General features: G+C 74.6%; 3 protein-coding genes. All 3 read left to right on the plus strand.

The window, feature by feature from the left end:
- Positions 1–1,525, plus strand: a 1,525-nt coding sequence (locus AMA02S_RS43195) for a polyketide synthase dehydratase domain-containing protein (RefSeq protein WP_174551020.1), incomplete at its 5' end; no start/stop codon positions are given.
- Between the two features lie 13 nt (positions 1,526–1,538).
- On the plus strand, positions 1,539–7,922 hold the full coding sequence (locus tag AMA02S_RS39555) for a type I polyketide synthase (RefSeq protein ID WP_067470167.1): 6,384 nt from the start codon (positions 1,539–1,541) through the stop codon (positions 7,920–7,922).
- Positions 7,923–7,928: 6 nt separating this feature from the next.
- Positions 7,929–14,597: type I polyketide synthase (locus AMA02S_RS44565; RefSeq protein ID WP_157431162.1), on the plus strand; the 6,669-nt coding region annotated here is incomplete at its 3' end.

Raw genomic sequence — 14,597 nt, forward strand, 5'->3', positions numbered from 1 at the left:
GACCGGCTCCGGCGGCGCGGGCGACATGGGCGCGGCCGGGCTGCGTCCGACGGATCACCCCCTCCTTCCGGCGGCGATCGAGCTCGCCGACGGCGAGGTCGCGCTGACCGGACGGATCTCGGCGAGTTCCGGACGATGGCTCACCCACTCGGTGGCGGGCACGGAGCTGGTGCCCGGGTCGGTGTTGGTGGAATGGGCATTGCGCGCCGCCGACGAGGCCGGATCCGACGCGGTGCGAGAGTTGACGCTCCAGGAACCCCTCCTCCTGCCTGCGTCCGGTGCGGTGCTGGTCCGGGTGGCCGTGGACGCCCCCGAACCTGGTGGCGAACGTGAGATGCGAATCCACTGCCGTCCGGAAGACGAGGACACCGCGTGGACGTGTCACGCCGTGGGCGTTCTCGGCCCGCATGCGGAGACGGGCACACTCGACGGCGCCTGGCCTCCGCCAGGAGCGAAGCCGGTGGACGTCGAGGGCTTCTACGAGCGTGCCGAGGCGGCCGGGTACACCTACGGTCCGGCGTCCCGGGGGCTCCGGGCGCTGTGGCAGGACGGACCTGACCTGTTGGCGGAGGTCGCGTTGCCCGAAGGCGCCGAAGATCGGGCCGGGTTCGGCATCCACCCGGTGCTCCTGGACGCCGCGTTGCACCCGGTGCTGCTGGATGACCGGTTCGCGCCTCCCGACGGGCATGTGCGGGTGCCGTTCACCTGGGCCGGGGTGTCGCTGTGGGCCGGTGAGGCAACGACGGCGCGGGTTCGGCTGTCCCCGCGAGGGGAGGCCGAGCTGAGCGTGCTGCTGGCCGACGCGCTGGGCGCCCCGATCCTGACCGCCGAGTCGGTGGTGATGCGCCCTGCTGCCGTCGAGCGGCTATGCGAGGCGGGCGCGCGAGCAGCGGCCGAGAGGCCCCGCCGGGCACAGGACGAGATCGTCCGGTCGAACGGGCCCGTCCGGCGGCGGCGCGCCGGGGCCGGCACCGGCGGCGCGCCGGGGGACTGGGCCGCCAGGCTGGCCGGGCTCGACGGCGACGAGCGGCGGCGGCTCGTCCTGGACCTGGTGCGCGGTCACTCCGCCGCCGTGCTGGGGCACGCCGACGCCGCGACGGTCGGCCTGGACGCCACGTTCAAGGATCTCGGCCTCGGCTCGGCGACCGCCGTGGAGCTCCGCGGCCGACTCGCATCGGCCACCGGGCTCCGCCTCCCCACCGCGCTTGTCTTCCGGCATCCGACGCCGCAGGACGTCGCCGCCGAGCTGCTGCGTCGCCTCGTGCCCGGAGACGAGGGGACGCCCGCGGGAAGAAACGCCGCGGGCCCCCTCCTGTCCGAGCTGGCGCGGCTAGAGGCGGCCCTGACCGGCGCCGACGTCCGGGACGGCGAGCGCGACGCGGTGACGGCGCGCCTGGAGGGGCTCCTGGCGAAGTGGAAGCACACGCCCGGGCACGAGGCCGGGGATGGCGCGGTGGACCGGCTGCGGGAGGCGTCCGCCGAGCAGGTCCTCGACTTCATCGACAACGAGCTGGGAGTTTCCTGAATGGGAATGCGCCATGGCGAATGAAGAGAAGCTGGTCGACTACCTCAAGCGCACCGCCGCCGACCTGCACGAGACGCGCCGGCGCCTGCGCGAGTCGGAGGAGCGGCACACCGAGCCGGTGGCCGTGGTCGGCATCGCCTGCCGTTTTCCCGGCGGGGTCGACTCGCCCGAGGCGCTGTGGCGGCTGGTGTCCCGCGGTGGAGACGCCATCACCGGGTTCCCCGCCGACCGAGGCTGGGACCTGGACGGCCTGTACCACCCGGACCCGGCGCGCCCCTGGACCAGCTACGTCCGCGAGGGCGGTTTCGTGACCGACGCGGACAAGTTCGACGCCGGGTTCTTCGGGATCAGCCCGCGCGAGGCGCTCGCCATGGACCCGCAGCAGCGGCAGATGCTGGAGGTGTCCTGGGAGCTGTTCGAGCGGGCCGGGATAGATCCGGTCTTGCTGAAGGGCAGCCGGACCGGCGTCTACGCGGGCGTGTCCAGCGAGGACTACATGTCGGGGCTGCCGCGTGTTCCCGAGGGCTTCGAGGGGCACGCCACCACCGGCAACCTCGCGAGCGTCATCTCGGGCCGCGTGGCGTACACGTTCGGCCTGGAAGGCCCCGCGGTGACGGTGGACACCGCGTGCTCGGCGTCCCTGGTGGCGGTCCACCTGGCGGCGCAGGCACTGCGGCAGGACGACTGTTCGCTGGCGATCGCGGGCGGGGTCCTGGTGCTGTCCTCCCCGATCATGTTCACCGAGTTCTCCCGGCAGCGCGGGCTCGCCCCCGACGGGCGCTGCAAGCCGTTCGCGGCGTCGGCGGACGGCACCGGCTTCTCCGAGGGTGTCGGCCTGGTGCTGCTGGAACGGCTGTCGGACGCGCGCCGCAACGGCCACCGCGTCCTTGCGCTGGTCCGCGGGTCGGCGATCAACCAGGACGGCGCCAGCAACGGCCTGACCGCCCCCAACGACGCCGCGCAGGAGACCGTGATCCGTCGTGCGCTGTCCAACGCCCGGCTGGCGGCGACCGAGGTCGACGCGGTGGAGGCGCACGGTACCGGCACCCGGCTGGGCGACCCGATCGAGGCGCAGGCGCTGCTCGCCACGTACGGGCAGGGCCGGTCGGCGGACCGGCCACTGTGGCTCGGCTCGGTCAAGTCCAGCATCGGGCACACTCATGCGACCGCGGGGGTGGCCGGTCTTATCAACATGGTGATGGCGATGCGGCACGGGACCCTCCCCGCCACCCTGCACATCGACGAACCCACCCCGCACGTCGACTGGTCCGCGGGCGCCGTCCGGCTGCTCACCGAGGCCGTCCCCTGGCCGCGCGACGGCCGTCCGCGCCGTGCGGGGGTGTCCTCCTTCGGGATCTCGGGCACCAACGCCCACCTGATCGTGGAGGAGGCGCCGGAGGAGCCGGGCGGGCAGGACGGGCCGGACATCCGGCGGCCGGGCGCCGCGCCGTCGGTGGTCCCATGGGTGGTGACCGCGCGCAGCGCGGAGGCGCTGCGCGCCCAGGCCGCGCGGCTCGCCGGCTTCGTGGCGGACGGGGAGCAGGGCACGGCCGCCGAGGTGGGATGGTCGCTGGCGACGACCCGTTCGGTGTTCGAGCACCGTGCGGTGATCGTGGGCGGCGAGGAGGAGCTGAAGGCGGGCCTGGACGCGGTGGCGTCCGGCCGCCCGCACCCGGCGGCGGTGTCCGGTGCGGCGCGGCCGGCGGAGACGGGCCCGGTGCTGGTGTTCCCCGGCCAGGGGTCGCAGTGGCCCGGGATGGGCGCCCGGCTGCTGGCGGAGTCCCCGGCGTTCGCCGAGCGGATCGCCGACTGCGAACAGGCCCTGGCACCGCACGTCGACTGGTCGCTGGCGGCGGTGCTCCGCGGCGGCGGCGCGGAGTTCTCCCGCGTCGACGTGGTGCAGCCGGCGCTGTGGGCGGTGATGGTGTCGCTGGCCGCCGTCTGGGCGGAGTACGGCGTCAGGCCCGCCGCGGTCGTCGGCCACAGCCAGGGTGAGATCGCCGCGGCCTGCGTCGCCGGTGCCCTGTCGATCGAGGACGCCGCCGCGGTCGTGGCCGTTCGGAGCCGCGCGCTGCGGAGGTTGTCCGGCGCCGGCGCGATGGCCTCGCTGGGCGTGTCGGAGGAAGAGGCGCGGCGGGTGCTGGGGTCGACGGAGGACGTGGTGGTCGCCGCGGTCAACGGCCCCTCCTCCACCGTGGTGTCCGGACCACCCGCGCAGGTCGCCGCCGTCGTGGCCGCCGTCCAGGAACGGGGACTGCGGGCGCGGACGGTCGAGGTGGACTACGCCTCCCACGGCCCGCAGGTCGACCGGATCGTCGGGGAGCTGACCGAGACCCTCGCCGGGATCGTGCCGGTCGGCGGCGAGATGGCGTTCTACTCCACCGTCACCGGCACCCGGATCGACACCGCCCATCTGGACACCGATTACTGGGTGACGAACCTGCGGCGACCGGTCCGGTTCGCAGACGCGGTCGGCGCCCTCCTCGGCGCCGGCCACCGGGTCTTCATCGAGGCCAGCCCGCACCCGGTGCTGACGGTCGGGATGGAGGAGTGTTTCGAGCGGGCCGAGGTCGCGGCCGCCGCCGTGCCCACCCTGCGCCGAGACGAGGGCGACCGTGCCCGGATCGGCCGCGCGCTCGGTGCGGCTTTCACCGCTGGGACCCCCGTGGACTGGGCTTCCTGGTTCCCCGCCGACCCGGCACCCCGGACCGTTGACCTGCCCACCTACGCGTTCCAGCGCGAGCGGTACTGGCTGCCCGACCGGCGCGCCGAGCAGGCCGGAACGGGGTCGGGGCATCCGCTGCTGCCGACGTCGGTGGCGCTGGCCGACGGCGGGCGGATGCTCGCGGGCCGCCTCGGCGCGGCCGGTGACGGCTGGACGTCCCAGCACGCGGTGTCGGGGACGGTCCTGATGCCCGGTGCCGCGCTGACGGAGTGGGCCCTGCGGGCCGCCGACGAGGTCGGCTGCGGGACGGTGGAGGAACTGCTTCTGCACGAGCCCCTGCCCCTTCCCGAATCGGCTTCCCTGCACGTTCAGGTGCTCGTCGACCCTGCCGGCGCCGATGGCCGCCGCGAGGTACGGGTGTACTCCGGCCACGACGCCGAGTCGGGCGAGTGGGCGTGCCACGCCTCCGGCACTCTCGCCCCCGAGCCTCCTGGGCCGTCGGGTGAACCCGAGCCCTGGGTTTGGCCGCCCGTCGACGCCGAGCCGGTCGACGTCAGCGGCTTCTACGACCGGGCGTCCGATGACGGCTATGACTACGGTCCGGCGTTCCGCGGGCTGCGCGCGGCCTGGCGGCGGGGCCCGGACCTGTTCGGGGAGGTGACGCTGCCGGACGAGGCCGGTGAACGCGAGGGCTTCGGTGTCCACCCGGCGCTGCTCGACGCGGCGCTGCACCTGCTCCTGCTGGACGGCGGGCCCGGCGACGGCCGGGTGTGGCTCCCGTTCGCGTGGACCGGGGTGTCGCTGCACGCGGTCGGGGCCCGTACGGTGCGGGTCCGCGTCTCGCCTCACGGCGAGCGGCCCGACCAGGGTGTACGGGTCAGCCTCGCCGACCCGGCGGGCGCTCCGGTGCTCACCGTGGAGTCGGTGGTGCTGCGCCCGGCGGAGGCCGAGGGAGTGCGGCGCGCCCCCGAAGGCCTGTTCGCCCTCGACTGGACGCCGCCGGCCGAGCCCGCCGCGCTGCCGCGGGACGTACCGGATGTAGTCGTGGCGCCCGTGGACACGACCGGTGAGCTGGAGGCGTCCGAGCGGGTCCTCGCCGTACTCCAGGACTGGCTGGCGGACGACCGGCCCGCCGGGGCCCGGCTGGCGCTGGTCACCCGGGGCGCGGTCGCCTCCGACACCCCCGACCTGGGCGGCGCCGGGGTCTGGGGCCTGGTGCGCAGCGCCCAGTCCGAGCACCCCGGGCGCTTCATCCTGCTCGACGTCGAGGGAGACGGCGACGTCGCTCTCGGGCTGCGGTGGGCCGTGGCCGCGGACGAGCCGCAGGTCGCTGTCCGCGGCGGACGGGTGCTGGTCCCGCGCTGGACGCGCGCGGCCGCGCCATCGGAGCTGTTCCCGCCCGCGGGGGCGCGCGCGTGGCGGGTGGCCGCCGGGCCGGAGGCGACCCTCGAAGCGGTCGGAGCCGTGGCGTGCCCGGAGGCGCTGGAGCCCCTGGAGCCCGGTCAGGTGCGCGTCGCCGTGCACGCCGCCGGGATCAACTTCAGGGACGCGCTGATCGCCCTCGGCATGTATCCGGACGCGGACGCGCCCATGGGCAACGAGGGCGCCGGGGTGGTGCTCGACGTCGGGCCCGCCGTGACCGGCCTGGCGACCGGCGACCGGGTGATGGGCGTGTTCGACGGCGCTTTCGGCCCGGTCGCGGTGGCCGACGCCCGGACGGTGACCCCGGTCCCGGACGGGTGGGACTTCCGGCAGGCGGCGACGGTGCCGGTGGCGTACCTGACGGCGTGGTACGGGCTGGTGGATCTGGCGGGTGTGGGGGCTGGTGAGTCGGTACTGGTTCACGCGGCGACCGGCGGAGTGGGCATGGCGGCGGTGCAGATCGCTCGGTATTTGGGGGCGGAGGTGTACGCGACGGCGAGCCCCGGCAAGCACGCGGTTCTAGAGCGGATGGGTGTCGATGAGACGCATCGGGCGTCGTCTCGGGATCTGGGGTTCGAGGACGTGGTGCGCCGTGCGACCGGTGGCCGAGGTGTGGATGTGGTGCTGAACAGCTTGGCCGGTGAGTTCACCGATGCGTCGCTGCGGTTGCTCGCGGACGGCGGCCGGTTCGTCGAGATGGGCAAGACCGACCTTCGCGACCCCGCCGACCATCCGCGGATCTCCTACACGGCGTTCGACCTCCTCGCCGATGCCGGGCCGGACCGGATCGCCGCGACGCTCACGATGCTCGCCGGGCTGTTCGCCGACGGGACCCTCGGTCCGCTCCCGTCGCGGGCATGGCCGCTCGGCCGTGCGCGGGACGCGCTGCGGTTCATGAGCCAGGCCAAGCACACCGGCAAACTCGTCCTCGACGTGCCCGCCGGGCTGGACCCCGACGGCACGGTCCTCATCACCGGCGGTACCGGGACGATCGGCTCGGCCGTGGCCGAGCATCTGGTGCGGACGCGGCAGGTCGCGCGGCTGGTCCTGGCCGGCCGCCGGGGCCCCGACGCGCCCGGCGCTCCGGAACTGGCAGCGCGCCTCGCGGGCCTCGGCGCCGAGACGCGGATCGTCGCCGCGGACGTCTCCGACGAGGCCGCGGTACGGGAGCTGGTCGCCGGGATCGACCCCGCCCACCCGCTGACCGGTGTCGTCCACGCCGCCGGGACGCTCGACGACGCGCTCGTGACCTCGGCGGCACCGGGCTGGCTTCCTCGCGTGTGGGCGGACAAGGCCGGTGCCGCACGGCACCTGCACGAGGCGACGGCGGGCCTGCGGCTCGGGCTGTTCGTGGTCTTCTCCTCGTTCGCCTCCACGCTCGGCACACCCGCGCAGGGCAACTACGCGGCGGCCAACGCCTACCTCGACGCCCTCGCCGTACACCGCCGCGCCGCCGGGCTACCGGGGCTGTCGCTGGCGTGGGGCCTGTGGGCGGACGGCAGCGGCCTGACCGGGGCGCTGGCCGAGGCCGACCGGGCACGGATCGGCCGCTACGGCATCAACCCCACGTCCGCCCCGGAGGGGCTGGCCCTGCTGGAGGCCGCGCGCCGCCACGGGAATCCCGCCCTGCTCGCCCTGACGTTCGACGCCCGGGCGCTGGCGGGCCGTCCCGCCGCGGACCTGCCCGTCCCCCTGCGTTCTCTGGCCCCGCCCGGCGGCCGCATCGGCCACCCGGCCGCGGCGACGAGCACGGCGAGCGCGTCGCCCGACGACTGGGCCGCCCGGCTCTCCGGGATGGCTCCCCCCGAGCGGCGCAAGGCCCTGCTCACCCTCGTCCGCACGCACGCCGCCACCGTGCTCGGGCACGCCGATCCGGGGACGGTCGGCACGAGCACCTCCTTCAAGGAACTCGGCTTCGACTCCCTCACCGGTGTCGAACTGCGCAACAGGCTCGCCGCCGCCACCGGGCTGCGGCTGCACGCGGCGCTCGTCTTCGACCACCCGGACGCCTCCCTGCTCGCCGGGCATCTCCTGGAACAGCTCGCGCCGGACGGCGAGCCGTCCCCCGGAGCGGACACCACCACACCGGTCCTGGACGGGCTGGCCCGGCTGGAGAGCACCCTGACCGCCGCCGAGAATCTGGACGCCGATGCGGTCACGGCCCGGCTGGAGGCGTTGCTGGCGCGGTGGAAGGCGGCCCGCGCACCCGCGGCCGCCAACGGCGGCGGTGACGACGACGCGGCGGACCGCCTGCGCACGGCCGATGCGGGCCAGATCCTCGACTTCATCGACAACGAGCTGGGCGTGTGATCTCGGATGGGCAACGAGACGGTCAACGAAGAGAAGCTGGTCGACTACCTCCGGCGCGTCACCGCCGATCTGCACGACACCCGGCGCCGGCTGCGCGAGGCCGAGGAACGGCACGCCGAGCCGGTGGCGGTGGTGGAGATGGCGTGCCGGTTCCCCGGCGGCGTCCGCACCCCCGAGGAGCTGTGGGACCTGGTCGCCTCCGGTGGCGACGCGATGGGCCCGTTCCCCGAGGACCGTGGCTGGGACCTGGACCGGCTGTTCCACCCCGACCCCGACCATCCCGGCACCAGCCTCGCCCGCGAGGGCGGATTCCTGTACGACGCGGACCTGTTCGACCCCGAGTTCTTCGGGATCAGCCCGCGCGAGGCCCAGGTGCTCGACCCGCAGCAGCGCCTGCTGCTGGAGGTGTCGTGGGAGCTGCTGGAGCGCGCGGGCATCGACCCCGCCACGCTCAAGGGCAGCCGCACCGGCGTGTACGCCGGGGCGGCCCTCCCCGGGTTCGGTACCCCCCACATCGACCGGGCCGCCGAGGGCTACCTGGTGACCGGTAACGCTCCCAGCGTCCTGTCCGGCCGGCTGTCCTACACGCTCGGGCTGGAGGGCCCGGCCGTGACGATCGACACGGCGTGCTCGTCGTCGCTGGCGGCGATCCACCTGGCGTGTCACGCGCTGCGGCAGGGCGAGTGCGTCATGGCCCTCGCCGGCGGCGTGACCGTGATGGCCGTTCCGAACGTGTTCACCGAGTTCTCCCGGCAGCGCGGCCTCGCGCCCGACGGGCGCTGCAAGGCGTTCTCCGCGGCCGCCGACGGCACCGGCTTCGCCGAGGGCGTCGGCATGGTCCTGCTGGAACGGCTGTCGGACGCGCGCCGCAACGGGCACCGGGTGCTGGCCGTGATCCGCGGCTCGGCGATCAACCAGGACGGAGCGAGCAACGGCCTCACCGCCCCCAACGGGGCTTCGCAGCAGCGGGTGATCCGGCAGGCCCTCGATGCCGCGGGGCTGTCGCCGCCCGAGGTCGACGCCGTGGAGGCGCACGGCACGGGCACCCGGCTGGGCGACCCGATCGAGGCGCGGGCACTGCTCGCCGTCTACGGTCCGGACCGCGAGCCGGACCGGCCGCTGTGGCTGGGCTCGGTCAAGTCCAACCTCGGGCACACCCAGGGCGCGGCGGGCGTGGCCGGCCTGATGAAGATGGTCATGGCGATGCGGCACGAGCAGCTGCCCGCCACCCTCCACGCCGGTGAGCCGACCCCGCACGTGGACTGGGACACCGGGGCGATACGCCTGCTCACCGCGCCCGTCGCGTGGCCGCGCGGCGCCCGCGTCCGCCGGACCGGCGTGTCCTCGTTCGGCATCTCTGGCACCAACGCCCACCTCATCCTGGAGGAGCCACCCGAGCCGGAACCCGCGGCCAGGGACCATCGTCCGCCCAGCGACCCGGTGCCCTGGGTCCTGTCGGCGCGCACCCCCCGGGCCCTGGAAGCGCAGGCCGAGGCGCTGACCGGGCACCTGGCCGCACACCCCGCCCTTCCCGTCGCGGACATCGGCTGGTCGCTCACGAGGACCAGGACGGCCTTCGAGCATCGCGCGGTGGTCCTCGGCGTCGGCCGCGAGGAACTGCGCGCCGGACTGGACGCGCTGACCCGCGGCCACGACCATCCCGGTCTGACGCGGGCGGCGGGCCCGGTGCGCTCCGGCGACACCGCCTTCATGTTCACCGGGCAGGGCAGCCAGCGCCCCGGCATGGGCCGCGGGCTCTACGAGGGCTTCGAGGCGTTCGCGGCGGCGTTCGACGAGGCGTGCGCGCACCTGGACCCGCTGCTCGGCCGTTCTGTCCGTGACCTGGTGTTCGACCCTGGCGCCGCCGCCGACCTCGACCAGACCGGCGTGACGCAGGCCGCGCTCTTCGCGATCGAGATCGCGCTGTTCCGGCTCGCCGAGTCGTTCGGGCTCGTTCCCGGCCATCTCACCGGCCACTCGGTCGGCGAGATCGCCGCCGCGCACGCCGCGGGTGTGATGTCGCTGCGGGACGCCTGCGTGCTGGTCGCCGCGCGCGGGCGGCTGATGCAGGCGTTGCCGGCCGGCGGGGCGATGGCCGCCGTCCAGGCCGCCGAGGACGAGGTCGTACCGCTGCTCGCCGGGCTAGACGACCGCGTCTCGCTTGCCGCCGTGAACGGGCCCGCCGCCGTCGTCGTGTCCGGCGACGAGGACGCCGTCGAGCAGGTCGCGGGACACCTGCGCGACCTGGGGCGCAAGACGCGTCGGCTCCGCGTCAGCCACGCCTTCCACTCACCCCGCCTGGAGCCGATGCTCGACGACTTCCGCCAGGTCGCCCGGAGCCTGTCCTATGACGCGCCGCGCCTCGCGGTCATCTCCAACCTCACCGGCCGGACCGCCGAGGCCGGGCAGCTCACCGACCCCGAGTACTGGGTCCGGCACGTCCGCCGCCCCGTGCGGTTCCACGACGGTCTGCGCACCCTCCACGCGGAAGGCGTCGTCCGCTATCTCGAACTCGGACCGGACCCCGTCCTCACCGCGATCGCGCAGGAAGCCCTCGCCACCGAGGAACCTGCCGCGGACGGCCCGCCGGTGTTCGCCGCCACCCTGCGGAAGGACCACGACGAGGCCCGCACCTTCCTGACCGCTCTAGCCGCCCTGCACGTCGACGGCGCCGAGGTCGACTTCGCCGCCGCACTACCCCAGGGCGCCGGGATGGTGCCCCTGCCCACCTACCGCTTCCAGCGGCGCCGCTACTGGCGGCCCATCCCGGACGCCGCCGGGGTGAACGCCTCCGGTGTCGGTCCCTCGGACCACCCGCTGCTCCAGGCCGTCGTCGAACCCGCCACGGGCGAACTCCTGCTCACCGGCCGCCTGTCCCGGCGCACTCACGGCTGGCTGGCCGATCACGCCGTCGCCGACAGCGTCCCGCTGCCCGGCACGGCGTTCCTGGAGATCGTCTTGGCCGCCGCGACGCGGGCCGGCTGCGACCTGATCGAGGACCTGACGCTGGAGGCGCCGCTGCCGCTGCCCGCCGCCGGCGCCGTCGACGTCCAGATCGCCGTGTCGGTGCCCGACGAGGCCGGACGGCGCGCGGTCACGATCTACTCCCGCCCGGCCGGCGACGACCCCGACGAGGAGGCGGCATGGCGCCGGCACGCCGCCGGAACGCTCGCCACGACGGATGCCCCCGCGCCGTCGGACACGCCGCCGGACGCCTGGCCGCCGTCGGACGCCGTCGAGATCGACGTCGCCGACATGTACGAGCGCCTCGCCGACCAGGGCTATCGCTACGGCCCCGCCTTCCGCTGCGTGCGGGCCGCGTGGCGGCTCAGCGACGAGATCGTCATGGACGTGGCGCTCGCACCCGAGCAGCGCGGAGACGCCGGCGGGTACGGGATTCATCCGGCGCTGCTCGACGGGGCGCTGCACGCCATCGGCGCACTCCGTCACGACGACGACCGGACCGTCCGGCTGCCGTTCTCGTTCAGCGGGGTGCGCCTGCACTCGGCCGGCCCGTCCCGGCTGCGCGCCCGGCTCACGCCCGGCGGCTCCGACACCTTCAGGCTGACCCTCGGCGACGAGAACGGCGCCCCGGCACTCACCGTCGACGCGCTGGGGCTCCGGACGGTTTCCGCCGAGAGGTGGCGCAGCGCCCAGACGGTCACCGGCGACGCCCTCTACCAGGTGGAATGGCAGCGGCTCGCTACCCGGACGGAGCAGGCCGCGGCCCATGAGGAAGAGGACATCGATGTCCTGCGGTGCCCGCCCGGCGCGGTGGACGGCGACGTGCCCGCGCAGGCGCACGCCGCCGTCCACCGGGTCCTGGAGTTCCTCCAGGACCGCCTGTCCGGTGATGGGACCGCCGACCGCCTCGCGATCGTGACCAGGGGTGCGGTCGCCCCCGCCGACGGCGACGCACCCGCTGACCTGGCCACCGCGCCCGTCTGGGGCCTGGTGCGCGCCGCGCAGGCCGAGCACCCCGGCCGGATCCTCCTCGTCGACACCGACGAAGAGGACGTCCCCCGCGGCGTCCTGCAGACCGTCCTCGCCGCAGCCGAGCCCCAGGCGGCGATCCGCGGCGGCGAGGTACTGGTGCCGAGGCTGGTGCGCGCGCCGGCGGACGGGGAGACGACCCGCCCCGCACTCGATCCCGACGGCACCGTCCTCATCGTCGGCGGCACCGGAGCACTCGGCCGGCTGGTCGCCCGGCACCTCGCCACCGAGCACGGCGCCCGGCATCTGCTGCTGGCCGGCCGCCGGGGCGGCGATCCCGGCCTGCACGACCTGGACGCCGAGGTCCGCGTCGCCGCCTGCGACGTGACCGACGCCGAGGCGCTGGCGGCGCTCCTCGCCTCCGTCCCCGCGGCGCATCCCCTGACCGCCGTCGTCCACGCCGCCGGGATCATCGACGACGGCGTTGTCACCGCACTGACACCCGAACGGCTCGACGCCGTCCTGGCGTCCAAGCTGGACGGCGCCTGGCACCTGCACCGGCTGACGCGCGACCAGGACCTGGCGGCCTTCATGCTGTTCTCCTCCGCCGCGTCCGTTCTCGGTAGCGGCGGCCAGGGCAACTACGCGGCGGCGAACATGTTCCTCAACGCCCTGGCCGAGCACCGTCGAGCCGAAGGCCGCCCGGGCACCGCGCTCGCCTGGGGCCTGTGGGAGACGTCCGGTGGCATGACCGCGGGGCTGGAGGACGCCGACCTGGCCCGCATCACCCGCTCCGGTGTCGCCGCGCTCCCGGATGACCAGGCGCTCGCCCTGCTCGACACCGCGCTCACCAGCGCACATCCCACCCTGGTGCCGGTCCGGCTCGACCGGGCCGCGCTGCGCGAGCAGGCCGCCGCGGGAACGCTGCCGCCCCTGCTGCGCAGCCAGGTTCGCGCCGCCGCGCGGAAGCCCGCCGCCGCGTCGTTGCCGGGACGGCTCGCCGCGCTCCCCGCCGCGGAACAGGACCGGGTCATCGGCCTCGTCGTCCGCGAGCAGGTCGCCGGCGTCCTCGCGCACCCCGAACCGGAGACCCTCGATCTGGCCCGCGCGTTCCAGGACCTCGGATTCGACTCGCTGACCGCGCTGGAACTGCGCAACCGGCTCAACGCGGCGACCGGCGTCAGCCTGCCCAGCACGATCATCTTCGACCACCCCACCCCCGGAGCGCTGATCCGGTTCCTGCGCACCCGGCTCACCGGCGGGGCGGCGGCCTCCCCGTCCGTCCGCAATCCCGCGCGCCGCGCGGTAGGCGCCGATGAGCCGATCGCCATCGTCGGGATGGCCTGCCGGTACCCCGGTGGGGTGACCTCGCCCGAAGACCTGTGGGACCTCGTGTCCTCGGGCCGCGACGCGGTCGGTGGGTTCCCCGCGGGTCGGGGCTGGGACGTGGCGGGTCTCTACGACCCGGACCCCGGCCGAGAAGGGCACAGCTACACCCGCGAGGGCGGTTTCCTCTATGACGCGGATCTGTTCGATGCGGGGTTCTTCGGGATCAGTCCGCGTGAGGCGCTCGCGATGGATCCGCAGCAGCGGCTGCTCCTGGAGACCGCCTGGGAGGCGTTCGAACGCGCGGGTCTCGACCCCGCCGAGCTCCGCGGCACCCCCACCGCGGTGATCACCGGTGTCATGTACGACGACTACGGCTCCCGCTTCCTCGGCCGTATCCCCAGCGGCGTCGAAGGACGGCTCATGCCCGGCAGCACACCGAGCGTCGCGTCCGGCCGCGTGTCGTACACCTTCGGTCTGGAGGGGCCGGCGGTAACGGTCGACACCGCGTGCTCGTCCTCGCTGGTGGCGATCCATCTGGCGTGCCAGTCGCTGCGCCAGGGCGAGTCGACCCTCGCCCTGGCAGGCGGTGTGACCGTCATGTCCACCCCCAACACCTTTGTCGAGTTCTCTCGTCAGGGTGGGTTGGCGGCGGATGGGCGGTGTAAGGCGTTCGCGGCGGGTGCTGATGGGACGGGGTGGTCGGAGGGTGTGGGTTTGGTGTTGTTGGAGCGGTTGTCGGATGCGCGTCGTGCGGGTCGTCGGGTGTGGGGGGTGGTGCGGGGTTCGGCGGTGAACCAGGACGGCGCGAGCAACGGTCTCACGGCCCCGAACGGGGTCGCGCAGGAACGCGTGATCGCTGCCGCATTGGCCGCGGCGGGACTGCCGTCCAGCGGGGTGGACGTGGTGGAGGCGCATGGGACGGGGACGAGGTTGGGTGATCCGATTGAGGCGGGGGCGTTGTTGGCGACGTATGGGCGGGGTCGTTCGGGGGATCGGCCGTTGTGGTTGGGGTCGGTGAAGTCGAATATCGGTCATGCGCAGGCCGCTGCTGGTGTGGCGGGTGTGATCAAGATGGTGATGGCGATGCGGCATGGGGTGTTGCCGGCGTCGTTGCATATTGATGAGCCGTCTTCGCATGTGGAGTGGGACAGCGGTGCGGTGCGGTTGTTGACCGAGCCGGTCGAGTGGCGTAGCGGCGACCGTCCCCGCAGAGCCGGCGTCTCATCCTTCGGCTTCTCGGGCACCAACGCCCACGTGATCATCGAGCAGCCCACCGATCAGGCCCCCGTACCGGAGCCGACCTCTGAGCCGGCCGAAGACGTCGTGCCGTGGGTCCTGTCGGCCCGTAGCGAGGACGCACTGCGAGCGCAGGCGCGGCGGCTGGGCGACTTCATGAACACAAGAGACGACATC

The organism is Actinomadura macra NBRC 14102, from assembly GCF_001552215.1.
GTDB classification, from domain to species: domain Bacteria; phylum Actinomycetota; class Actinomycetes; order Streptosporangiales; family Streptosporangiaceae; genus Spirillospora; species Spirillospora macra.

Excerpts from the sequence above, each read along its gene's own strand:
- AMA02S_RS39555 (WP_067470167.1), top strand. The coding sequence starts at position 1,539 with ATGGCGAATGAAGAGAAGCTGGTCGACTACCTCAAGCGCACCGCCGCC.